At 52.6% G+C, this 22,896-nt stretch carries 20 protein-coding genes and 4 tRNA genes; 1 reads left to right on the top strand and 23 read right to left on the bottom strand.

The genetic code is table 11. The features are described 5' to 3' along the window. The first annotated feature begins 88 nt into the window (after nucleotides 1-88). Nucleotides 89-1,561, top strand: a complete 1,473-nt coding sequence (locus ABD035_RS12780; protein WP_343870640.1) for an AlkA N-terminal domain-containing protein — start codon at nucleotides 89-91, stop codon at nucleotides 1,559-1,561. A 633-nt stretch (nucleotides 1,562-2,194) separates the two neighbouring features. Here the strand turns inward: ABD035_RS12780 and ABD035_RS12775 are convergent. From ABD035_RS12775 to sdhC, 23 genes are all read right to left on the bottom strand, one after another. Then, nucleotides 2,195-2,270: transfer RNA gene (locus tag ABD035_RS12775), tRNA-Lys, on the bottom strand. Between the two features lie 63 nt (nucleotides 2,271-2,333). Then, a tRNA-Lys gene (locus ABD035_RS12770) sits at nucleotides 2,334-2,409 on the bottom strand. Between the two features lie 39 nt (nucleotides 2,410-2,448). Beyond that, nucleotides 2,449-2,524: transfer RNA gene (locus ABD035_RS12765), tRNA-Lys, on the bottom strand. Nucleotides 2,525-2,580: 56 nt separating this feature from the next. Then, nucleotides 2,581-2,656, bottom strand: a tRNA-Lys gene (locus ABD035_RS12760). 163 nt (nucleotides 2,657-2,819) lie between these two features. Then, nucleotides 2,820-3,614 (bottom strand): cell division protein CpoB, encoded by a 795-nt coding sequence (gene cpoB, locus ABD035_RS12755; RefSeq protein WP_212714837.1) that lies wholly within the window; start codon nucleotides 3,612-3,614, stop codon nucleotides 2,820-2,822. Nucleotides 3,615-3,623: 9 nt separating this feature from the next. Next, nucleotides 3,624-4,142: a peptidoglycan-associated lipoprotein Pal gene (pal, locus tag ABD035_RS12750; protein WP_212714838.1), complete on the bottom strand. Its 519-nt coding sequence runs from the start codon at nucleotides 4,140-4,142 to the stop codon at nucleotides 3,624-3,626. Nucleotides 4,143-4,185: 43 nt separating this feature from the next. Beyond that, nucleotides 4,186-5,481 (bottom strand): Tol-Pal system beta propeller repeat protein TolB, encoded by a 1,296-nt coding sequence (tolB, locus tag ABD035_RS12745; protein WP_343870692.1) that lies wholly within the window; start codon nucleotides 5,479-5,481, stop codon nucleotides 4,186-4,188. A gap of 116 nt (nucleotides 5,482-5,597) precedes the next feature. Then, nucleotides 5,598-7,022 (bottom strand): cell envelope integrity protein TolA, encoded by a 1,425-nt coding sequence (gene tolA, locus ABD035_RS12740; RefSeq protein WP_343870639.1) that lies wholly within the window; start codon nucleotides 7,020-7,022, stop codon nucleotides 5,598-5,600. 26 nt (nucleotides 7,023-7,048) lie between these two features. Then, a complete protein-coding gene (gene tolR, locus ABD035_RS12735) occupies nucleotides 7,049-7,477 on the bottom strand; it encodes a colicin uptake protein TolR (RefSeq protein WP_212714840.1) in 429 nt (142 codons plus the stop codon). Nucleotides 7,478-7,491: 14 nt separating this feature from the next. Further along, the gene (gene tolQ, locus ABD035_RS12730) at nucleotides 7,492-8,178 is read right to left on the bottom strand and encodes a Tol-Pal system protein TolQ (protein WP_212714841.1); all 687 of its coding nucleotides are present in this window, start codon (nucleotides 8,176-8,178) and stop codon (nucleotides 7,492-7,494) included. Beyond that, a complete protein-coding gene (gene ybgC / locus ABD035_RS12725) occupies nucleotides 8,175-8,594 on the bottom strand; it encodes a tol-pal system-associated acyl-CoA thioesterase (RefSeq protein ID WP_212714842.1) in 420 nt (139 codons plus the stop codon). Before ybgC ends, tolQ begins: the two co-directional genes overlap by 4 nt. A gap of 266 nt (nucleotides 8,595-8,860) precedes the next feature. After that, complete coding sequence (ybgE, locus tag ABD035_RS12720) at nucleotides 8,861-9,163, bottom strand: cyd operon protein YbgE (RefSeq protein WP_343870636.1); 303 nt, start codon at nucleotides 9,161-9,163, stop codon at nucleotides 8,861-8,863. Continuing rightward, on the bottom strand, nucleotides 9,163-9,273 hold the full coding sequence (gene cydX, locus ABD035_RS12715) for a cytochrome bd-I oxidase subunit CydX (protein ID WP_212714844.1): 111 nt from the start codon (nucleotides 9,271-9,273) through the stop codon (nucleotides 9,163-9,165). The genes ybgE and cydX overlap by 1 nt, the downstream gene beginning before the upstream one ends. Before the next feature lie 15 nt (nucleotides 9,274-9,288). Next, the gene (gene cydB, locus ABD035_RS12710) at nucleotides 9,289-10,428 is read right to left on the bottom strand and encodes a cytochrome d ubiquinol oxidase subunit II (protein ID WP_343870635.1); all 1,140 of its coding nucleotides are present in this window, start codon (nucleotides 10,426-10,428) and stop codon (nucleotides 9,289-9,291) included. A 14-nt stretch (nucleotides 10,429-10,442) separates the two neighbouring features. After that, nucleotides 10,443-12,011, bottom strand: a complete 1,569-nt coding sequence (cydA, locus tag ABD035_RS12705) for a cytochrome ubiquinol oxidase subunit I (RefSeq protein ID WP_212714846.1) — start codon at nucleotides 12,009-12,011, stop codon at nucleotides 10,443-10,445. A 694-nt stretch (nucleotides 12,012-12,705) separates the two neighbouring features. Beyond that, nucleotides 12,706-13,581 carry a succinate--CoA ligase subunit alpha gene (sucD, locus tag ABD035_RS12700; protein WP_343870633.1) on the bottom strand — a complete coding sequence of 292 codons (876 nt, stop codon included), beginning with the start codon at nucleotides 13,579-13,581 and terminating at the stop codon, nucleotides 12,706-12,708. Next, nucleotides 13,581-14,747, bottom strand: coding sequence for an ADP-forming succinate--CoA ligase subunit beta (gene sucC, locus ABD035_RS12695; RefSeq protein WP_212714848.1), 1,167 nt, complete (start codon nucleotides 14,745-14,747; stop codon nucleotides 13,581-13,583). Before sucC ends, sucD begins: the two co-directional genes overlap by 1 nt. A 67-nt stretch (nucleotides 14,748-14,814) precedes the next feature. Next, a complete protein-coding gene (gene odhB, locus ABD035_RS12690; RefSeq protein ID WP_212714849.1) occupies nucleotides 14,815-16,029 on the bottom strand; it encodes a 2-oxoglutarate dehydrogenase complex dihydrolipoyllysine-residue succinyltransferase in 1,215 nt (404 codons plus the stop codon). 15 nt (nucleotides 16,030-16,044) lie between these two features. Next, on the bottom strand, nucleotides 16,045-18,852 hold the full coding sequence (gene sucA, locus ABD035_RS12685) for a 2-oxoglutarate dehydrogenase E1 component (RefSeq protein WP_343870632.1): 2,808 nt from the start codon (nucleotides 18,850-18,852) through the stop codon (nucleotides 16,045-16,047). 388 nt (nucleotides 18,853-19,240) lie between these two features. Next, nucleotides 19,241-19,954 carry a succinate dehydrogenase iron-sulfur subunit gene (locus tag ABD035_RS12680; RefSeq protein ID WP_212714851.1) on the bottom strand — a complete coding sequence of 238 codons (714 nt, stop codon included), beginning with the start codon at nucleotides 19,952-19,954 and terminating at the stop codon, nucleotides 19,241-19,243. A 17-nt stretch (nucleotides 19,955-19,971) separates the two neighbouring features. Continuing rightward, a complete protein-coding gene (gene sdhA / locus ABD035_RS12675; protein ID WP_343870631.1) occupies nucleotides 19,972-21,738 on the bottom strand; it encodes a succinate dehydrogenase flavoprotein subunit in 1,767 nt (588 codons plus the stop codon). Next, nucleotides 21,739-22,086, bottom strand: a complete 348-nt coding sequence (gene sdhD, locus ABD035_RS12670; RefSeq protein ID WP_212714853.1) for a succinate dehydrogenase membrane anchor subunit — start codon at nucleotides 22,084-22,086, stop codon at nucleotides 21,739-21,741. It lies immediately after the preceding gene. After that, nucleotides 22,080-22,472, bottom strand: coding sequence for a succinate dehydrogenase cytochrome b556 subunit (gene sdhC, locus ABD035_RS12665; RefSeq protein WP_343870691.1), 393 nt, complete (start codon nucleotides 22,470-22,472; stop codon nucleotides 22,080-22,082). Before sdhC ends, sdhD begins: the two co-directional genes overlap by 7 nt. Between the last annotated feature and the right edge of the window lie 424 nt (nucleotides 22,473-22,896).

The following is a 22,896-nucleotide window of genomic DNA, read 5'->3' as shown; positions in this document are numbered from 1 at the left end:
ACAGCGGATTATTTAGTTTCCCTGTCCGGAAACCGCCAGCCAGTCAGGCGTTATACTTATACGCTGAGCGCCTGAACAGGAGAGAACCATGAATGATGAAGAGAGTGCTTATCAGGCGATGGTCAGCCGGGACAGCCGGTTTGATGGACTATTTTATGTCGCCGTACGGACAACCGGCATTTACTGCCGGCCGGTCTGCCCGGCGCGTAAGCCCTTACGTAAAAATTGTCATTTTTTTCGCTATGCTGAACAGGCTGAAAAAGCCGGCTACCGGCCCTGCCTGAGATGCCGGCCGGAGCTCGCCCCCGGCAACGCACCGATAGACCAGGCGGCTTCACTCTGCCAGCAATTCATTGATGCTATTGAAGCCGGTCTGCTGGATAGCGACAGTCATCTGCCGGAAATAGCCAGACGCTTTTCGCTCAGTGAACGTCAGTTCAGGCGTATTCTGCATCAGCAACTGGGGATAAGCCCGCAGGAGTTACGTCAGAGCCGGCGACTAAAACTTGCCCGCCAATTGCTGACCGAGACCCGGTTGCCGGTGACGTCCATTGCATTTAGCAGTGGCTTCGGCAGTATCCGTCAGTTCAATTCCGCGTTTGTGACACATTATCATCTGGCCCCGACAGCCTTCAGAAAAAGTCTGCCTGCCCTGCCTGACCCGCAGCAACATCAGACGGAAAAAGTCCGGTTATCTTATCGGCCGCCTTTTGCATGGTCTGCCCTGCTCCGTTTTCTCGCCAGGCGCAGTATTAAAGAGGTTGAGTGGATAGACGGTGAGTATTACCTGCGCACCCTGGCGATTGGCCAGTGCCGGGGGTGGATCCGCGTGGGGGATGATCCCCGGCAACATTGTCTGAGGGTAGAATTCAGCCACTCACTGACCCCCGTGTTACCGGTGTTATTGCAGCGGTTGCGGCAACTTTTTGATTTGAGTGCGAGGCCGGACCAGATAGCCGATCATTTGTCCCGGGATCCTCTGCTGGCGCCATTGGTTCTGAAAAGCCCCGGTCTGCGGGTGCCTGGTTGCTTTGACCCGTTTGAACTGGCAGTCAGGGCTATCCTCGGGCAACAGGTCACCGTCGCGGCAGCGACGACACTGAGTCAGCGGCTGGCGGCCCGGTTCGGACAGCCGGTGGTTACCCCCTTCCCTGAGCTAAGCCGCCTCGCGCCGACAGCAGAGGATTTTACCGGAGCGACCGCGGACGATATCGGCTCTCTGGGGATCGTGGGAAGCCGCATCAACGCGATTCTGGCGCTGGCGGATGCCACCCGGAACGGCCTGTTCAGAGAACTGCAACACGATCCACAATCCCGGGGGCCGCAACTGCTGACTGAATTACCCGGCATTGGCCCCTGGACGGCACAATATATTGCGATGCGGGCCTTTTCGCTGACAGATGCGTTTCCTAAAGAAGACATTGCGCTGCGTAAAGCCCTCGGCGGACTGACACCGCGCGCTGCAGAACAACGCTCGCGGGTCTGGAGCCCCTGGCGGAGTTATGCCGTCATGCTGCTCTGGCAGGCGGAAGAAAATAAGAAAGCGACGGCAAAGCCATAAACGCAGCTCCGGCGACGGAGGCGAAAGAGCCTCTCTCCACAGGCGACGGGTTGTCAGGCAGGGACGGACTCCCGGCCCTGTGCTCCCCTTCCTGCTGACCGCAGGGTATCTGTACAGTGCCCATAACAGGGAGGACCGCCAGCAGATACCCGGCCACGGAGGACAGTCTTAACGGAGAGACTCATTCGCGGACTTAGCGGCCCCTGAGCGACAGGGAGGCTGGCAGAAACAGGCCGGTGACCCGTACGGGTTCCGCATTATCCCGACTCCCCCCGGATTTCCGGCAGATATTTTCACGACAGCGCGAAGAGATTCAGCGTGAAAAGCAGGCCCCCTCCTGAGAGAGGATTTTCCGGGCCGGGGAATTTGCCTGTGTATTAGATTCTGTTCCGGCCGGAGAGCAGCGTGCTGTCACCACAGAAACGCCCGAGCCTGCGCGATTATACCCGTAATACCCCGCTGAACCTGCCGTTGAGGGACAGTGTGCTTTGCAGAGAGAATATGAGTTGCAGAAACGGATGCCGGCTCTGCGGCGGCCACAGATCGCAGCGCAAGACCCGCCAGCTGAATGACCGGTAGGATCCCCGGGGGCAGAAACGAAAAAAGCCCCCTGAGGGGGCTTTTTCCTGAAATTGGTGGGTCGTGCAGGATTCGAACCTGCGACCAATTGATTAAAAGTCAACTGCTCTACCAACTGAGCTAACGACCCCTCGCGGGATATTCCCTTAGCGAATCTTTCTCCGAGAGGTTCTTTAAGTTATCGCTTAAAGAGTGGTGGGTCGTGCAGGATTCGAACCTGCGACCAATTGATTAAAAGTCAACTGCTCTACCAACTGAGCTAACGACCCCTCGCGGGTTGCTTTGTGTCGATGTATTCATCAGATGAATGGTGGGTCGTGCAGGATTCGAACCTGCGACCAATTGATTAAAAGTCAACTGCTCTACCAACTGAGCTAACGACCCGTCAGCCACAAAACAAATAAAAGAGGTTATCACCCCCACCCTTCACAACAGAAAGATGGTGGGTCGTGCAGGATTCGAACCTGCGACCAATTGATTAAAAGTCAACTGCTCTACCAACTGAGCTAACGACCCTCTTTTACCGCCACCGAATGCATATCGCTTATCACCCGGCAACGGCGGCATATATTACTGATTTAACTGGGTAGCGCAACTCTTATTTGAAAAATAACTGACTGGTTGCTTAGCTTTCACCCGCTACGCCCATAAATCGCACGATTACGGGTGGATCCGCTAGTTACTGAACGGCTGCCAGTCGTTTTTTTGCATCCCTGGCCGATACTGTGCCGGGGTAAAGTTTCGTCACCTGTTCAAATACAGCCTTCGCTTTCGCGGTATCTTTTTTATCCTGCATCACAACACCGACCTTAAATAAGGCTTCCGGGGCTTTAGGTGATTTAGGGTAATTTTTGACCACGGTCGCGAAATAGTACGCAGAATCGTCCAGCTGACCTTTGTTGTAATACAACTGCCCCAGCCAGTAATTGGCATTCGGCTGGTACGTTGAGTCAGGATATTTTTTTACCCACGTCTGCAATGCAGAGATTGCCTGATCAAACTTCTTCTGTTTCAGAATAAGGTCAATGGCGGCATTGTAGTCGGAGTTTTCATCTCCTGACTGTGCGGCCGGGCTGGCAGCCGCTGCCGGAGCACTGGCGGGTGCAGACGTCGCCGTAGAGCCAGCACTGTCAGTATTTGCGGGGGTCGCCTGAGAGGTATTATTGCTGCTCAGCGCATCTATCTGCTGATAGATCTGTTTCTGCCGTTCAACCACCTGGTTGAGCTGATAACTGTTTTCCTGAATCTGTCCACGCAGAGAGTCAATATCACTTTGGGTATCATTCAGCTGCTGCTGCAACTGCTGCATAAGTTGTGACTGTGCATTGGAAATACGTTCGAGGGTGGTGACCCGGTCTTCTACCGAGCCAGAGCCAACGCTACTGATTGACGCCTGTGCAAAAGCGGCCGGAACGGCCGCTACACCAATCAGTAACGACAGACTCAGTGCATGACGTCTGAAGTTACTAATCATATGACTCTCTTAGTACACCAGTACGGCGCGACGGTTTTTAGCCCATGCGGCTTCGTCGTGGCCCAGTACTGCAGGTTTTTCTTTACCGTAAGACACGATAGACATCTGGTCAGCAGATACGCCTTTGCCTTGCAGGTACATTTCAACAGCGTTAGCACGACGTTCGCCCAGGGCGATGTTGTATTCCGGAGTACCACGTTCGTCCGCAAAGCCTTCGATAGTCACTTTGTAAGACGGGTTGCTACGCAGGAAGTTCGCGTGCTGATCCAGCATTGCTGCATACTCAGGCTGGATGTCATATTTGTCCAGGCCAAAGTAGACAATATTATTCTGCTGAAGCTGCTGCATTTGCATACGCGCTTGTTCATCAGAAGACATATTGCCACCGTTCTGGCCGCTACCGTAAGCGCTATCAGCACCGGTAGTTGAGCCACTTTGGTCATTGTTATTTTTGTGCGAGCTACAAGCCGCAACAGCCAGTACAGGCAGGGCCAGCATGAGGCCTTTCAGCATTTTATTCAGTTGCATTTCAACACCCTATTATTGTTTGCCATACATATTTACACATGCATCACATATACGGAGACCAGGCAGGCGAAGATACCTGTCCATCAGTCGCCGGAAGACGCGCTTTGAAACGCCCGTCAGTTGAAACCAACTGCAATACGGAGTTATAGCCCTCAGTCGAGCCATAGATAACCATTGTGCCGTTAGGTGCAAGACTTGGCGTCTCATCCAGATACGTGTCCGTTAATTGCTGAACGGCTCCCGTCTCCAGATCCTGTTTAGTGATATGTTGTGCACCGCTTGCGGTACTGACCATCACCATAAATTTACCATCCGATGAAACATCCGCATCCTGGTTCTGACCACCCTGCCAGGTGATGCGTTGCGGAGTACCACCGTTAATATTCATTTTATAAATTTGCGGACGTCCTGCCTGATCCGACGTATAGGCCAGTGTTTCACTGTCCGGGAACCAGGTCGGTTCGGTGTTGTTATAGCGCGCATTGGTCAGCTGACGAATTTGTCCGGACGCCAGGTCCATCACATACAGGTTCAGACTGCCGGTCTTGGACAAGGCAAATGCCAGTTTTTTACCGTCCGGAGAAAACGCCGGAGCCCCATTATGGCGCGGGAAATCAGCGATAGTACGGATAGAACTGTTCGACAGGTTCTGTACAACCAGTGCTGAACGTCCGGTTTCAAAGGACACATAAGCCAGCTGATTACCATCCGCAGACCAGGCCGGTGACATCAGAGGTTCCGGTGACCGATGGACCACAAACTGGTTGTAACCATCGTAATCGGATACGCGCAGTTCATACGGGAACTGTCCGCCGTTGGTCTCAACCACGTAAGCGATGCGTGTGCGGAATGCCCCTTTAATGCCGGTCAGTTTCTGGAACACTTCATCGCTGGCTGTGTGCGCCGCATAGCGTAACCACTGCTTAGTCACTTTATAACTGTTCTGTGACATGACGGTGCCCGGGGAACCGGCGGTATCGACCAGTTGATAAGAGATCTGATAGCTGCCATCGGCATTCGCCTGGATCTGCCCCACAACCACAGCATCAATACCTAACGCAGACCACGCGGCAGGCTGAACCTGTTGAGCGGTGGTTGGCTGCTGTGGTAAACGTGAACGATCCAACGGGTTAAATTTACCACTGTTGCGTAAATCTGCGGCAATAATACCACCAATATCTGCCGGCGCAGGGCCTGAGCCTGTCCACTGGAAAGGCACGACACCGATAGGACGTGCAGTATTTACCCCCTGGGTGATTTCAATGCGGACTTCGGCCTGCGAAACCACCGCCCATAATAGTAAAAATACACCTAACGTTATACGAAATGCCTGCTTCATCTTCTCTCCCTTATCTGAACTCACGCCCATGATAATTCGTATAAATTCCGGTAATTGTCTGGCGTAAGTACCGCCTGCTATACCTAGCATAGACGATACTTACGCCGGAGACACGGTTAAGGTTTAAACTCCAGTGTCGCATCTTTCACTGCCTGCCAGACATCCTGGCTTGGCGGTTTCGGAATATGCGCCATTCTTGCAGCGGTGATCGCGGCCTGACACAATGCAGGATCTCCGCCCGCCGGCGTTGCTGAGATCAATAACCCGTCAGGAGCCAGCTTAATGTGCACATCACAGGTTTTTCCGGCATAGTTATCAGAGTCGTAAAACTTACTCTGGATAGCCCCCTGAACCTGACCGATATAGCTCTGGATAGCCGCTCCGGATGCGCCGGATTTACGCTGGTTACCCTGCCCTGCGGCAGACGCACCTGCGTTTTTGCCTGATTTAGGTGCATTCTTACCGGACGCTAAACCTCCCAGTAAATCATCCACTTCACTGGAATTTTTTGCTGCAGCCGCTTTGGCTCTGGCGGCAGCTTTAGCATCTGCTGCGGCTTTGGCTTTGGCTTCCGCTGCGGCTTTGGCTTTAGCATCTGCTGCTGCTTTGGCTTTGGCTTCCGCGGCTGCTTTGGCTTTCGCCTGCTGTTCCGCCTTTTCTTTAGCTTCAGCAGCCGCCTGAGCTTTCGCCTGCTGTTCCGCTTTTTCTTTAGCTTCGGCAGCCGCCTGAGCTTTCGCCTGCTGTTCCGCCTTTTCTTTAGCTTCGGCAGCCGCCTGAGCTTTCGCCTGCTGTTCCGCCTTTTCTTTAGCTTCGGCAGCCGCCTGAGCTTTCGCCTGCTGTTCCGCTTTTGCTTTCGCAGCTGCGGCTGCAGCGTCTGCTTTAGCCTGTTGCTCTGCCTGAGCCTTCGCTTCGGCAGCAGCGGCTTTCGCCTGTTGCTCTGCCTGAGCTTTCGCTTCGGCGGCCGCGGCTTTCGCCTGTTGCTCTGCCTGAGCCTTCGCTTCGGCGGCCGCGGCTTTCGCCTGCTGGTCTGCCTGAGCCTTCGCTTCGGCGGCAGCGGCTTTCGCCTGCTGGTCTGCCTGAGCCTTCGCTTCGGCGGCCGCAGCTTTCGCCTGCTGATCTGCCCGGGCTTGTGCTGCAGCCTCGGCTTTCGCTTGTGCGGCTTCTGCGGCTGCTTTTGCCTGTTGCGCGGCTTTTGCTTGCGCCTCAGCAGCTACAGCTTTCGCCTGTTCGGCTTTCGCATCTGCATCAGCATCCTGTTGCTGTTCTTCCTTCGCGTCGTCCTGTGAAGGTGTGGCATTTGGCTGTTGCTGTTGTGAGGGCTGACTGGCGCTCTGCTGCTCATTCTCGCGGTTGTACTGTTCAACCACCGCCCCCGGGTCCACCATGACTGCATCGATATCGCTGCCGCCACCGCCACCACTGGTTTCGATATTTTCATTCAGCGAGCTTATAATCAGTATTGCAATCAATATGATATGCAGAATCACCGAAATGATAATCGCGCGCTTTAATTTATCGTTTTGCTCGGTTGCCTTCGACACTCTCGGTTCCCAAAAACGGATTAAACTTAAATCGGCTGCGTCATCAGGCCAACTGACTTAACACCCGCCTGATGGAGTAAATTCAGTGCTTTGATAATTTCATCATAAGGCACGTCTTTCGCTCCCCCGATTAAAAACACCGACTTAGGATTCTCCTGAAGACGACGTTGTGCTTCACTGATGATCTGTTCCGGAGGTAATTGCTCCAGTCGCTGATGATCTTCAACAATGCTGTATTGCCCCACGCCGGAGACTTCAACAATGACCGGCGGATTATCATCCGTTGACACTGTTTTTGAATCTGTTGCATCCGGCAGGTCGACATTGACACTCTGGGTAATAATCGGTGCCGTGGCCATAAAAATCAGCAGCAGCACCAACAGTACATCCAGCAGCGGGACAATGTTTATCTCAGACTTCAGTTCGCGACGAGCGCGACCACGCGTTCTGGCCATGAGTCAACCTCTGCTTACTTAGAACTATCGCTGGTGAATGCCTGGCGATGCAGGATAGCGGTAAACTCTTCGGTAAAGTTATCGTAGCCCTGCTCCAGCTTATTCACCCGCTGATTCAGACGGTTATACGCCATCACTGCCGGGATTGCCGCAAACAGGCCGATAGCGGTAGCAATCAATGCCTCTGCTATTCCGGGAGCAACCATCTGAAGTGTTGCCTGCTTGACGGCGCCCAGGGCGATAAAAGCATGCATAATTCCCCAGACCGTACCAAACAGACCGATATAGGGACTGATGGAGCCTACGGTTCCCAGGAAAGGAATATGGTTTTCCAGACTTTCCAGTTCACGGTTCATCGAGATACGCATGGCCCGGCTGGCACCTTCCACGACAGCCTCTGGCGCATGGTTATTCACACGGTGTAATCTGGCAAATTCTTTAAAGCCTGCATAAAAAATCTGCTCAGAGCCGCTAAGCTCATCGCGGCGCCCCTGACTTTCCTGATAAAGACGTGAAAGATCCACACCAGACCAGAACTTATCTTCAAAGGCTTCGGCCTCACGGCCTGCAGCATTCAGGATGCGTGTACGTTGAATAATGATGGCCCAGGAGGCGATAGAAAACACAATCAAAATCAACATAATGAATTTGACCAGAAGGCTCGCCTTCAGGAACAAATCAAGGATGTTCATGTCAGTCACTGCTTGAACTCCGCGACAATAGACTTAGGAAGCGCAATTGGCTTCATACGATGTATGTTGATACAGGCAATCAGCACTTCAGCTTCGTTAATAATTTTGCCTTCACTATTCACGATACGTTGACGGAATGTCATTGTGACCCGCCCTGTCTCGCTGACTTCGCTCTCAACGTGCAGCAAGTCATCAAGTTTTGCGGCAGCAATATAGTCCACCGTCATACGCCGTACCACGAATGCCACCTGCTGTTCTAACAGCGTCTGCTGCGTAAAACCACACTGGCGCAATGCTTCGGTACGTGCCCGTTCATAGAAAGCAATATAGCTGGCGTGATAAACAACGCCCCCGGCATCGGTGTCTTCGTAGTAGACCCTGACCGGCCATTGAAACTGAAAGTGACTCACTCTGCATCCCGGCATTAATTTTAAACCAGCCTACTATACGCAAGAGAAATCGCCTTTGGAATGGGACAACACTGAGCGGAGAAAATAATTATGCCTTCTGACACAACCTGCACCGGTTTCAGTGTACAACCTGACAAACACTTAACTTTTTTTACCTTTTAACGCACTCAGAATACGTAGCAGACCGCCCGGATTCCGGCTGACCACAAAAAACTCCCCTGAAAGGGAGACTTTCAGGGGAGTTCCGGGTCGACGGACCTAAGATGACTGTTTCAGCTGACTCAGCGAGTCGCACAAAAATAGCAGATAATCGCAGGGAACAAAATAAGCCACGCCAGCAGAGGGCTAAAAATTCCCTGCCAGCAGGTTTTTTGCAGGCGTAAACCGCTCCCATGAATGACGCCGGTACAGACAGACCAGATAAGCGCCAGTCCCCACCACAGGATATAGGGAGGAGGAACGACAGAAAAACGGGTCGGGTCCCACATCACACATCCGGCCACCAGCAGCGCGAGGATCAGCGAAAGGGCCCGCAAGGGGCCCTTATCGGTCAGCTGATAGATCCGGTGAATAATACCGGCCATCAGGACGGATCACTCTCGTTATCTTTATTGGCATTCTCAAAGGCCAGTGCAGCCATGACACCGAAAGAACAGGCCAGAAGCGTGCCGAGGATCCAGGCAAAATACCACATAATTGACCTTCCTGATTAATATAATGAATGAGAGTTACGTTCGATATCTTCTTTCGTGATACGACCATACATTTTGTAATAGCACCAGGCGGTGTAGGCCAGAATGATAGGTACGAAGATTATCGCGGCAAATGTCATCGTCGTCAGCGTACGCAGGCTCGAGGTGGCATCCCACATCGTCAGGCTCATGCCCGGGTTGGTCACCGAAGGCATAATGAACGGGAACATCGCAATACCGGCCGTCATAATGACGCAAGCGATGGTCAGTGACGAGCTGATAAATGCCAGCGCACCCTTGTTCTTACCTGAGAACAGCACGGTCAGTAACGGTAATACAACGCCCAGGACAGGGAATACCCATAACACCGGAGACTCTCTGAAATTCACCATCCAGGCACCCGTCTCACGGACAACATCTTTACCGATCGGGTCAGAAGCTGCGTGATGGTCAATGACGCTTTTCAGTACATAACCTTCAATACCGTAGGCGACCCAGATACCGGCCAGGATAAAGCAGACCATCATGACCAGTGTCGCAATCTGCGTCACCCGGCGGGTACGCAGGTGAAGTTCACCTGTTGTACGCATCTGTAAATAGGCGGCACCCTGGGCAAGGATCATCGTCAGGCTGACAATCCCGGCCAGTAAGGCAAAAGGATTCAGCAGCATAAAGAAGTTACCGGTATAGAACAGGCGAAGGTACTCATCCATATGGAAAGGCACACCCTGCAGTAAATTACCGAAAGCGACACCAATAACTAATGGCGGGACAAAGCTGCCGATAAAGATCCCCCAGTCCCACATTCCCCGCCAGCGGCTGTCACCCAGTTTCGAGCGATAATCAAAGCCGATAGGACGGAAGTACAGAGAGGCCAGCACCAGAATCATAGCAATATAGAAACCGGAGAAAGCGGCTGCATAGACCGTTGGCCAGGCAGCGAACAGCGCCCCGCCCGCGGTGATCAGCCAGACCTGGTTGCCGTCCCAGTGCGGCGCAATACTGTTTATCATAATGCGGCGTTCGGTATCCGTGCGGCCGATAATACGGCACAGCATACCGACACCCATATCAAACCCGTCGGTGACCGCAAAACCTATCAGTAAGACACCGATAAGCAGCCACCAGACAAAGCGCAGAACTTCATAATCAAACATATGTGCCCCCTGAATTAATGTGTCAGCTGCGACGGTGCGGCCAGTTGTTCATGATGATAACGACCGGTTTTCAGACTGCTTGGCCCCAGGCGAGCAAACTTAAACATCAGATACATTTCAGCAATCAGGAACAAGGTATACAGACCGCAAATCAGCCCCATTGAGAACAGCAGGTCACCTGCCGTCAGCGATGAGTTAGCCACAGCGGTCGGTAACACTTCACCGATAGCCCACGGCTGACGCCCGTATTCCGCCACAAACCAGCCGGCTTCCACAGCAATCCACGGCAGCGGGATGCCATACAGTGCGGCTTTCATCAGCCAGCGGCTTTTCCCGACACGGTTACGCAGCACGCTGAAGAAGGAAAGCGCAATCACCGCCAGTAACAGAACACCACACAGCACCATGATGCGGAAAGCAAAATACAGTGGCGCGACACGTGGGATAGAATCCCGGGTGGCTTTTTCAATCTGGGCTTCTGTTGCATCTGTGACGTTAGGTGTATAGCGTTTCAGCAGCAAGCCATAGCCGAGGTCTTTCTTCGACTTATCAAAGGCTGCGATAACCGCAGGATCTTTACTGCCGTCACGCAGTTCATTCAGTAAGGCATAGGCTTTCATCCCGTTACGAATACGAATCTCGTGCTGAGCCAGCAAATCTTTCAGACCAATCACCGGCGTGTCCGTGGAGCGGGTGGCGATTAATCCAAGCAGATAAGGGATGCGGATAGCATAATGGTTGGTTTCCTGGTCCTGATCGGGGATGCCGAACAGGGTGAATGAGGCCGGAGCCGGCTGAGTATCCCATTCTGCCTCGATGGCGGCCAGTTTGGTTTTCTGTACATCACCGATCTCATACCCTGACTCATCACCCAGAAGGATCACGGACAGTACCGCGGCCATCCCGAAACTGGCGGCGATGGTAAAAGAGCGTTTGGCAAAAGCCATATCACGCCCTTTAAGCATGTAAAACGCGCTGATCCCCAGAATAAACATCGCCCCGGTGGTATAACCTGCCGCCACGGTATGCACAAATTTCACCTGCGCCACCGGATTCAGGACCAGCTGAGAGAAGCTGACCATCTCCATACGCATGGTTTCATAGTTAAAGACGGACGCGACAGGGTTTTGCATCCAGCCATTGGCCACCAGGATCCATAAGGCGGACATATTTGACCCCAGGGCGACCAGCCAGGTCACCGACAGGTGCTGAACTTTTCCCAGACGATCCCAGCCAAAGAAGAATAAACCGACAAAGGTAGATTCCAGGAAGAATGCCATCAGTCCTTCGATAGCCAGCGGAGCCCCGAAAATGTCTCCGACATAGTGGGAATAGTATGACCAGTTAGTCCCGAACTGGAACTCCATCGTCAGGCCGGTGGCCACACCGAGGGCAAAGTTAATTCCGAAGAGTTTTCCCCAGAATTTGGTCATATCTTTATAAATTTGTTTACCTGACAATACATAAACCGTTTCCATCACGGCCAGCAAAAACGCCATACCGAGCGTAAGTGGCACAAACAGAAAGTGGTACATTGCAGTCAAGGCAAACTGTAGACGAGACAGTTCGACGATATCAAACATCCTGACTCCTTGCTCTTATAATAAAAAACTCTCTTCACAGGTCCGGTTATCATTTCAGGACTTCAGTGACTAAGTCGTTAATTGTCACGGTGAATTATATTTTCTTTCTTTTAGCAAAAAGTTGATCCGCTAATCAGAATAGTATTTTGCTATTCCCCGATAAAACTCAGACTTTAACCATTTATTCACATCTCATTATGGTTAATGAATTGTGAACAAATGATGATTCTCAACTTCCGGTTAAAAAGAGAAAAAATAAGAAAAACCCCAAATTGACACAGAGCAATTTAATCTTAAACGCTTAACTATATCCAGCGGATAAAATAGATATAAGTCATCATTTATTGATCTGAATCGTTATTTTCCGAGAAGATGTTTGATATGTAAAAACCTGCAAGGCAGGGGTTATCTGACTGTTCCGGTCGCCGGGGTGCCACAGACCGTTATTGCAGACAAGGGGCCTGGCGCGTCGGCCATGGCCGGAAACGAATAAGTCATATTTATCGTTTTGTCGTAAGTGTAGTCTGCCCCGGGGGATCAGAAAACAAAAAATTTACAGCCCATATATAAATAATAAACAATAGCATGCTTATATTTCAGATTAGCTAAGCGACTGACTGCAGACGACTGGGTTAATTCCCCTAAAAAAAAGCCACCGGCTGACCGGTGGCTGGAAGATGGAATACGCAACTTATTATCGTGCAGGTAAAACAGATTTCACGGCATCACCAATATCGGCCAGACTATGCACTGTCCTGACCCCCGCCGCTTCCAGCGCCGCAAATTTTTCATCCGCAGTGCCTTTACCGCCGGCGATAATGGCACCCGCATGCCCCATTCGTTTTCCTTTCGGCGCGGTGACCCCGGCAATATAACTGACGACCGGTTTGGTGACATGATCTTTGATATAAGCCGCGGCCTCTTCCTCGGCACTGCCACCTATTTCACCAATCATCACAATCGCTTCGGTCTGCGGGTCTTTTTCAAACAGGCCCAGAATATCAATAAAGCTGGACCCCGGGATCGGGTCGCCCCCGATACCGACGCAGGTGGACTGACCATAACCGATATCGGTGGTCTGTTTTACGGCCTCATAGGTCAGGGTGCCGGAACGGGAAACGATGCCGACACGACCTGGCTTATGAATGTGGCCCGGCATAATCCCGATTTTACATTCCCCGGGGGTGATGACGCCCGGGCAGTTAGGCCCGATCATCCGGACACCCGCTTCATCCAGTTTCACCTTCACGGTCAGCATATCCAGCGTCGGGATCCCTTCCGTAATGGTGATAATCAGTTTGATACCGGCATCAATGGCCTCAAGGATACTGTCTTTACAGAACGGCGCCGGCACATAAATTACCGACGCGGTGGCACCGGTTTGCTCTACAGCTTCACGCACAGTATTAAAGACCGGCAACCCGAGGTGCGTTGTCCCGCCCTTGCCCGGCGTCACGCCGCCGACCATTTGTGTTCCGTAATCGATGGCCTGTTCAGAATGGAAGGTGCCCTGCCCGCCGGTAAATCCCTGGCAGATGACTTTGGTATTTTTATCGATCAGAATTGACATTATTTGCCCTCCGCCGCTGCAACCACGCGTTGTGCCGCGTCAGTCAGACTGGTTGCTGCGATAATATTCAAACCACTCTCAGCCAGTTTTTTGGCGCCAGATTCTGCGTTATTACCTTCCAGACGCACCACCACCGGCACATTGACACCCACTTCAGCCACTGCGCCGATAATGCCGTCAGCAATCAGGTCGCAACGGACAATGCCCCCGAAAATATTCACAAATACCGCTTTTACGGCATCGTCAGAGAGAATGATTTTAAACGCTTCGGTCACACGCTCTTTGGTCGCACCGCCGCCAACATCCAGGAAGTTCGCCGGCTGGCCACCATGATGTTTAACGATATCCATGGTCCCCATCGCCAGGCCTGCGCCATTGACCATACAGCCAATGTTTCCGTCCAGTGCAACATAATTGAGTTCCCACTGCGCAGCACGGGCTTCTCTGGCATCTTCCTGACTTGGGTCATGCATCTCGCGTAATTCCGGCTGGCGGAACAGCGCATTACTGTCGATGCTCAGTTTGCCATCCAGACAAATCAGGTCATCGGTCGTGGTAATCACCAGCGGATTAATTTCGACTAACGCCAGGTCGCGTTCCAGGAACAGCGTGGCCAGCCCCATAAAAATTTTGGCAAACTGACTGACCTGTTTTCCTTTCAGTCCGAGCTTAAAGGCCAGTTCACGCCCCTGATACGGCTGTGGCCCGGTCAGCGGATCGAGCGCCATTTTGTGAATCAGGTGCGGGCTTTCTTCCGCCACTTTTTCGATTTCCACGCCACCTTCGGTGGATGCCATAAATACGACGCGGCGACTGCTGCGATCGACCACGGCCCCCAGGTAGAGCTCGTTAGCAATATCTGTGGCGGCTTCAACCAGAATCTGATTAACCGGCTGACCGTTTTCATCGGTCTGATACGTCACCAGCGACTTACCTAACCAGTTCTCAGCAAAGGCACGGATCTCTTCTTTACTCTTCACTACCTTGACGCCACCCGCTTTACCGCGGCCACCGGCATGGACCTGGCATTTCACTACCCAGGGACCTGCACCGATCTTCGATGCCGCTTCTTCAGCTTCACGCGGGGTGGTACAGGCATAACCGACAGGTGCAGGCAGGCCGTACCGGGCAAACAGTTGTTTAGCCTGATATTCATGTAGATTCATGATGTGCTATCCATTCAGTTCAGAAAAGAATTAAAGTCAGGCGTACCTGCGTACGCCTGGTGAAAAATCAGACATCCAGTAATAAACGGGCCGGATCTTCAAGCATCTCTTTGATAGCCACCAGATATCCGACGGATTCACGGCCATCGATTAAACGGTGATCATAGGAAAGCGCCAGATACATCATTGGCAGGATCACGACCTGACCCCCGACCGCCATCGGACGATCTTTAATCGCATGCATACCGAGAATAGCGCTCTGCGGCGGGTTGATGATCGGTGTCGACATCAGCGAACCGAACACGCCGCCGTTAGTGATAGTAAAGTTCCCGCCGGTCAGTTCCTCAACGGTCAGCTTGCCATCACGTCCCTTCACGGCCAGCTCTTTAATTTTCTTCTCAATGTCTGCCATGCTCAGGGCGTCAACGTCTTTCAGGACCGGTGTCACCAGTCCGCGAGGTGTTGAGACCGCAATGCTGATATCGAAGTAATTGTGGTAAACCACATCATCACCATCAATAGAGGCATTCACTTCCGGGTAACGTTTTAGCGCTTCCACAACGGCTTTCAGGTAGAAAGACATAAACCCGAGGCGGACGCCATGGCGCTTCTCAAACGCTTCGCCATATTGCTTCCGGAGATCCATGATCGGCTTCATGTTGACTTCATTAAATGTCGTCAGCATGGCGGTGCTGTTTTTAGCTTCCAGCAGACGTTCAGCCACACGCTTACGTAAACGCGTCATCGGTACACGTTTTTCACTGCGGTTGCTTATGGCAGGTGCCGCGGCTGACTCCGCTGCCGGAGACGCGGCGGCTTTCGGTTGTGCTGCCAGATGTTTTTCGACGTCTTCCCGGGTCAGACGTCCCCCGACTCCACTGCCAGTGATTTTCGCCGGATCCAGTGAATGTTCAGCGATCAACCGGCGGATAGCCGGGCTCAGCGCATCATTGGACTCTTCTTCCAGCGACGCATTCTGACGTTGTGCCGGCGTTGACTCTTTCGCCTCTGTTTTAATATCCGATGCTTTGCCGCTGCTATCGCTCTCTTTCAGGCGCCCCAGCAACTGTCGGGAAATGACGGTCGCACCTTCATCTTCCAGTACCGCGTCCAGCACACCATCGGCAACTGCAGGCACTTCAAGGATGACTTTGTCGGTTTCAATCTCAACCAGCACCTCATCACGCAGGACACTGTCACCGGGTTTCTTGTGCCAGGTCGCCACGGTGGCATCGGCAACAGATTCAGGCAAATCGGGAACGAGAATATCTAAGCTACTCATTTTCTTTCCTTATAATCAATCAACGTTCAGCGCATCATTTACCAGCTGCTGCTGCTGCTGCTGGTGAACCGACATATACCCCACAGCCGGTGAGGCGGATGCCGGTCTGCCGGCGTAGTGCAGTGACGATCCCTGCGGTACAACTTCACGGAAATTATGCTGACTGGAATACCAGGCCCCCTGATTCAGTGGTTCTTCCTGACACCAGACAAAATCAGTGACATGTGAATACGGCTGCAGGAGTTCCTGAACCACCTGGTGCGGGAACGGATAGAGCTGCTCGATTCGGAGGATAGCCACATCCTGCTGACCCTTTTTACGGCGCTGTTCCAGCAGATCGTAATACACTTTACCGGAACACATCACCACACGGCGGATAGTCTCTGCCGGCAACGGATCGATTTCGCCTATCGCTGGCATAAACTGACCTGATGCCAGTTCATCAAGGGTAGAAACCGCCAGCGGGTGACGTAACAGTGACTTCGGTGACATAACAATCAGTGGCCGGCGCATCCCCCGCAGAGCCTGGCGGCGAAGCATGTGATAGACCTGGGCCGGGGTGGAAGGAACACACACCTGCATATTCTGTTCTGCGCAAAGCTGCAGATAACGTTCCAGACGGGCAGAGGAGTGCTCCGGTCCCTGACCTTCATAGCCATGCGGTAATAACATGACCAGGCCACACATACGGCCCCATTTCTGTTCACCGGAACTGATGAACTGGTCAATCACGACCTGAGCGCCGTTCGCGAAATCACCGAACTGAGCTTCCCAGATGGTCAGTGTCCTGGGTTCGGCAGTGGCATAACCATATTCAAAGGCCAGTACCGCTTCTTCTGACAGTACAGAGTCCCAGACCCTGAACTCTCCCTGTCCGTTATGGATATGCTGTAACGGAGTGTAGGTTGAACCGTTGGTCTGATTATGGATCACTGCATGACGGTGGAAAAAGGTCCCTCGCCCGGTATCTTCCCCGGAAAGACGGATAGGCACGCCTTCATCCACCAGCGTCGCGTACGCCAGATTTTCCGCGCCGCCCCAGTCGAATAATTTACTGCCTTCGGCCATTTCCTGGCGGTCACGGTAAATTTTTTGTACCCGCGATTGCGCCTCGATCCCCTCAGGGACCTGACTGATACGCCGCGCCAGCTCCTGCAGACGTTTCATCCCGACCTGTGCCGGATAGCTCTCGTCCCACTCATGATTCAGGTACGGTGACCAGGTATAGGAGTTAAGGGACATTGGCCGCCATTCGTCGACCACACATTCCCCGGCATCCAGCGCATCCCGGTACAGATTGACCATCTCGGTGGCATCCGCACTGCTGATCACCTCTTCTTCCTGCAGGCGATCGGCATAGATTTTACGCGGGGTCGGGTGTTTTTTGATCTGTTTATACATCACCGGCTGAGTCGCACTTGGCTCATCGGCTTCATTGTGGCCATGACGGCGATAACAGACCAGATCGATAAATACATCACGTTTGAAAGTATTCCGGTAATCCAGGGCCAGCCGGGTCACAAAAGCAACGGCTTCAGGATCGTCGGCATTCACATGGAAGATCGGGGCCAGCACCATTTTGCCGATGTCGGTACAGTAGGGTGTTGAACGGGCATCCAGCGGATTCGAGGTGGTGAAACCGACCTGGTTATTGATAACAATCCGGACGGTCCCCCCCACTTCATAGCCCCTGGCCTGGGACATATTCAGGGTTTCCTGGACGACCCCCTGGCCGGTGATCGCCGCATCACCATGAATGGTGACCGGTAACACCTGATCGTGAGAACGTTCATTCAGCCTGTCCAGCCTTGCTCTGACCGACCCCATGACCACCGGGCTGACAATTTCCAGGTGAGACGGGTTAAACGCCAGGGCCAGATGCACCAGACCGCCCGCGGTTTCCACATCCGAGGAAAAGCCCATGTGATATTTTACATCCCCGGTCCCCAGTGATTCTTTGTGCTTACCGGCAAACTCATCGAACAGGTCCTGGGTTTTCTTACCCAGCACATTAATCAGAACATTAAGCCGTCCGCGGTGGGCCATACCCAGTACGACTTCACGGGTACCGTTTTTTCCGGAGTGACGGATAATCTCGCGCAGCATCGGGATCAATGCATCCCCGCCTTCCAGAGAAAAGCGCTTAGCGCCGGGGAATTTGGCCCCCAGATATTTCTCGATCCCTTCAGCCGCCGTCAGCTCTTTAAGGAATTCTTTCTTTTCCTGAACGGAGAAACTGGCACGCCCGACCACCGATTCCAGTCGCTGCTGGATCCAGCGTTTTTCTTCGGTGTTGTTGATGTGCATATATTCCGCACCGATCGAACCGCAATACGTTTGCTTCAGTGCTTCATACAGGTCGGCCAGTTTCATGGTCTCTTTGCCGATGGCAAAAGAGCCGACATTAAAACTTTCCTGAAAATCATCGGCCGTCAGATCATGAAAGGCAGGATCAAGATCCGGTACCGGCTCCTGTTTCCAGAGCCCCAGAGGGTCGAGTCTGGCCTGCTGATGACCACGAAAGCGGAAGGCATTAATCAGTTGCAGTACTTTGACCTGACGGGAATTCACGGCCGGATCAGTGACCGATGACGTATAGCGGGTCGAATCTTTTGCCAGGCGACGAAAATATTCACGGGTCGTGGAATGGAACTGCTCCTGACGGAGATCATTCGCCGGGAATTGTTCGAATATTTCCCGCCAGACCGGCTCGACGGAGGCAGGATCGATGAGGAAGTCCTCATACAATTGTTCTATGTAAGACTGGTTAGCTCCTGCCAGCCAGGAGGAGTCCAGCCAGGGCTTCATTGCGTTGTTCTGCATGGTGATCCCTTAAGCATTTTCATGCTTTTGGTTGTTATTGTTGCCGTTTACACGGATATTCCGGGACAGTGCATAGGTCAATGAATGCCATTCCCTCAGATTTCCCTATCTTCTGTTGATGCAGTGACATTCCCTACGGCCCGGCCTGTTCAGACATTGACCCCGTGTCATGCCCGCAATCATCACCTTGTTTTATATCATTAAACACGGTACAGCATGCAAGATTCTCTCACCTGAAAGGGGGGCTTACCGGCAAAGTAAGCCCGCAAATGTCATTTTCATGACAGGTCAGAGATATCCCGGTAAGAGAAAACCGTCCAGGTGATGACAGATCCCCGCTTACCCGTGTGACTCCCTGCCGGGGGAAGGTATCCCCCGGTACAAGGGATCAGGCGTTGCGTTGCAATAACATCGACTTAATATGACCAATGGCTTTAGTCGGGTTCAACCCTTTCGGACAGACGCTGACACAGTTCATGATGCTGTGGCAGCGGAAGACGCTGAAAGCATCATCCAGATTGTCCAGCCGGGCATCGGTTTCGGTATCCCGGCTGTCGATCAGGAAACGATACGCTGCCAGCAAACCGGCCGGACCGATAAACTTGTCCGGATTCCACCAGAAAGACGGACACGACGTCGAACAACAGGCACATAAAATACATTCATACAGCCCGTCCAGATGTGCCCGTTCTTCCGGAGATTGCAGGTTTTCGCGGGCGGGCGGATTGTTGTCATTGCTCTGCAGATAAGGTTTAATTTTTTCATACTGAGCATAAAACTGCCCCATATCGACCACCAGGTCACGGATCACCGGCAGCCCCGGTAAAGGGCGGACCACAATTTTCCCCTTACCCCGGAGTGCCGACACCGGGGTAATACAGGCCAGACCGTTTTTACCGTTCATATTCAGGCCGTCTGAGCCACAGACCCCCTCACGGCAGGAGCGACGAAAGACCAGGGTCGGGTCCTGCTCTTTCAGCAGGATCAACGCATCCAGCAGCATCATATCCCGCCCTTCTTCCGCCTCCAGAGTGTAGTCCTGCATCCGTGGAGCATCATCGACTTCCGGGTTGTACCGGTAAACAGAAAACTCAAGTTTCATTTGTCTCTCTCCGCCGGTTAATAGGTACGTACTTTTGGCGGAAACGCCGCACGTAACTTAGGTTGCATATTCACTGTACGCCGCGTCATGCTTTCGTTATCCGGTAAATAGAGGCTGTGGCAAAGCCAGTTCTCGTCATCGCGATCCGGGAAGTCAAAACGGCTGTGCGCTCCGCGGCTTTCGGTGCGATAGTTCGCAGCCATGGCCGTGGCATAGGCGGTTTCCATCAGGTTATCCAGTTCCAGACACTCTACCCGCTGGGTATTAAAATCCGGTGAACGATCATCGAGACGGGCGGATTTCAGCCGTTCGCGGATAGCTTTTAATTCTTCAAGCCCTTTAGCCATCGCTTCGCCTTCGCGGAACACCGAGAAATTGTGCTGCATACATTGCTGTAAGGCTTTACGGATTTGGGCAGGATCTTCACCGGTGGTGTTGTTATCCCAGCGCTGATAGCGGGCCAGTGCCGCAGTGATTTCCTCGTCTGTCGCCTCTGTCAGCGGGCCCTGTTCGGCAATCGATTCTGACAAGTGAAGACCGGCGGCGCGTCCGAACACCACCAGGTCCAGCAACGAGTTTCCGCCCAGACGGTTAGCCCCATGAACCGAAACGCAGGCGATTTCCCCGACCGCAAACAACCCGGGGATCACTTTATCATTACCGTCTGCATCAATGGTCAGCGCCTGACCGGTGACCCGGGTCGGGATGCCTCCCATCATATAATGGCAGGTCGGGATCACCGGAATCGGTTCCTTCACAGGGTCGGCATGGGCAAATGTCCGTGACAACTCAAGGATCCCCGGTAGCCGTGATTCCAGCACCTCTTTCCCCAGGTGGTCCAGTTTCAGCTTCAGGTGAGGACCCCATGGGCCATCACAACCTCGTCCCTCGCGAATTTCGATCATCATTGAACGGGCGACCACATCCCGTCCGGCCAGATCTTTGGCATTCGGGGCGTAGCGCTCCATAAAACGCTCACCATGCTTATTCAGCAGATACCCGCCCTCACCCCGGCACCCTTCGGTGACCAGCACGCCGGCTCCGGCAATCCCTGTCGGATGGAACTGCCACATCTCCATATCCTGAACCGGAACCCCGGCCCGTAATGCCATCCCGACACCGTCACCGGTGTTAATATGGGCATTCGTCGTGGACTGATAGATACGTCCGGCACCGCCGGTTGCCAGAATGGTTGCCTTCGCTTTGAAATAGACCACTTCGCCGGTTTCGATACATAAGGCCGTACAACCCACAATGGCCCCCTGCGCATTTTTCACCAGATCCAGGGCATACCATTCAGAGAAGATGGTGGTATGGTTCTTCAGGTTTTGCTGATAAAGCGTATGTAATAACGCATGTCCGGTACGGTCAGCCGCCGCCGCTGTACGCGCGGCCTGCTCACCCCCGAAGTTTTTCGACTGTCCGCCAAACGGCCGCTGATACACCCGGCCATCATCGAGACGTGAAAAAGGCAGCCCCATATGCTCCAGCTCCAGAATGGCTTCCGGGCCGGTTTTGCACATATATTCGATAGCATCCTGATCACCGATATAATCAGAACCCTTCACGGTGTCATACATATGCCATTCCCAGTTGTCTTCGTGGGTATTGCCCAGCGCAACGGTGATACCGCCCTGTGCAGACACGGTATGGGAACGGGTAGGAAAGACTTTTGATAACAGGGCACAGCTCTGCCCTGACTGAGAAATCTGTAGCGCGGCACGCATTCCTGCGCCGCCTGCACCAATAACGACTGCATCAAACTCTCTGACCGGCAAGCTCATTTACACACCCCACACAATAATCGTTCCATAAATTGCATACGTCAGTAGCGCCAGCACTATCACGCCCTGAAGCACCAGCCGTAACGCAATGTTTTTCACATAATCGGTCAGGACCTGCCACATACCGATCCAGCCATGAATAAGAATCGACAACAGTGCCAGCAAGGTGAACACACGGGTAAATGTCAGAGCGAAAAAACCACGCCAGACATCAAAGGTCAGCGGGCCGGAAAAAACGAAAAATCCGAGAATGAACAGCACGTACAGTGCAATAACAATCGCGGCGCCACGTAACAGTAGCCAGTCATGAATACCATTACGGCCAAGTGCAGATACGCTGGTTACCATAATAAGACCCCCGCCAGAACCGCCAGAATCACTGTAATTACGAAGCTGATTTGTGCAGACCGTTTACCGGCCTCCAGGGTTTCATCCAGCACGCCAAAGTCCATCAGTAAGTGACGAAGGCCACCGACGATGTGGTAAGCCAGGACGGTCATTATCGCCCACAGGATAAACCTGACGATAACACTGTCCAGGATTGCGGAGGCTTGCTGAAAACCTTCCGGGGAAGAGAGAGAAAGTCCAAGTAACCACAGCAGAATGCCCACAGCAACAAAAGTGATCACGCCGGAGACACGGTGGAGAATGGATGCTATTGCAGTCACGGGAAAGCGGATCGTCGAGAGATCCAGATTGACAGGTCTTTGTTTTTTCACGATTTGCCCACACAGCTCTTTATTATTTTAGCTTCCTCCGGTCTTGCAGGAAACGTAAAAATCTGCATCACGACTGACTTTTACGAGACCAGTACAAGTAACATCCAGTGTTAAATGACGCGAAAAAACGCTGGGTGCCTCCCGATAACAGGAGATTCCGAAGACCTTTTCAAAGTATAGGGTTATCACAATCTGATTACAATTACCCTACAAATTGTTTGGATAACTTTGCCCGGAACAGTGATCAGTATCACGCTACAGACAGATTCTCCTTATGCTGAACCAGTTTTTACATAAAAAGAACATTATTGTCACAACATGCGCTAATTAATGAGTATGATACCTCCTGAGTGGCGGGGATAGACTTTCAGTTATCTGTAAGTTATATAACTGTTTAGGAAAAAACGCTAAAACGATGACTATAACGATACTTTTTATG

The sequence above is a fragment of the Tatumella terrea genome (assembly GCF_039523755.1).
Lineage (GTDB): Bacteria > Pseudomonadota > Gammaproteobacteria > Enterobacterales > Enterobacteriaceae > Tatumella > Tatumella terrea.
This window is presented reverse-complemented; position numbering and strand designations above follow the sequence as displayed.

What these genes read in the sequence shown, in the direction of transcription:
- ABD035_RS12780 (WP_343870640.1), top strand. Translation starts at nt 89, where the DNA reads ATGAATGATGAAGAGAGTGCTTATCAGGCGATGGTCAGCCGGGACAGC.
- cpoB (WP_212714837.1), bottom strand. Translation starts at nt 3,614, where the DNA reads ATGATTAGTAACTTCAGACGTCATGCACTGAGTCTGTCGTTACTGATT.
- pal (WP_212714838.1), bottom strand. Translation starts at nt 4,142, where the DNA reads ATGCAACTGAATAAAATGCTGAAAGGCCTCATGCTGGCCCTGCCTGTA.
- tolB (WP_343870692.1), bottom strand. Translation starts at nt 5,481, where the DNA reads ATGAAGCAGGCATTTCGTATAACGTTAGGTGTATTTTTACTATTATGG.
- tolR (WP_212714840.1), bottom strand. Translation starts at nt 7,477, where the DNA reads ATGGCCAGAACGCGTGGTCGCGCTCGTCGCGAACTGAAGTCTGAGATA.
- ybgC (WP_212714842.1), bottom strand. Translation starts at nt 8,594, where the DNA reads ATGCCGGGATGCAGAGTGAGTCACTTTCAGTTTCAATGGCCGGTCAGG.
- ybgE (WP_343870636.1), bottom strand. Translation starts at nt 9,163, where the DNA reads ATGGCCGGTATTATTCACCGGATCTATCAGCTGACCGATAAGGGCCCC.
- cydX (WP_212714844.1), bottom strand. Translation starts at nt 9,273, where the DNA reads ATGTGGTATTTTGCCTGGATCCTCGGCACGCTTCTGGCCTGTTCTTTC.
- cydB (WP_343870635.1), bottom strand. Translation starts at nt 10,428, where the DNA reads ATGTTTGATTATGAAGTTCTGCGCTTTGTCTGGTGGCTGCTTATCGGT.
- cydA (WP_212714846.1), bottom strand. Translation starts at nt 12,011, where the DNA reads ATGTTTGATATCGTCGAACTGTCTCGTCTACAGTTTGCCTTGACTGCA.
- sucD (WP_343870633.1), bottom strand. Translation starts at nt 13,581, where the DNA reads ATGTCAATTCTGATCGATAAAAATACCAAAGTCATCTGCCAGGGATTT.
- sucC (WP_212714848.1), bottom strand. Translation starts at nt 14,747, where the DNA reads ATGAATCTACATGAATATCAGGCTAAACAACTGTTTGCCCGGTACGGC.
- odhB (WP_212714849.1), bottom strand. Translation starts at nt 16,029, where the DNA reads ATGAGTAGCTTAGATATTCTCGTTCCCGATTTGCCTGAATCTGTTGCC.
- sucA (WP_343870632.1), bottom strand. Translation starts at nt 18,852, where the DNA reads ATGCAGAACAACGCAATGAAGCCCTGGCTGGACTCCTCCTGGCTGGCA.
- ABD035_RS12680 (WP_212714851.1), bottom strand. Translation starts at nt 19,954, where the DNA reads ATGAAACTTGAGTTTTCTGTTTACCGGTACAACCCGGAAGTCGATGAT.
- sdhA (WP_343870631.1), bottom strand. Translation starts at nt 21,738, where the DNA reads ATGAGCTTGCCGGTCAGAGAGTTTGATGCAGTCGTTATTGGTGCAGGC.
- sdhD (WP_212714853.1), bottom strand. Translation starts at nt 22,086, where the DNA reads ATGGTAACCAGCGTATCTGCACTTGGCCGTAATGGTATTCATGACTGG.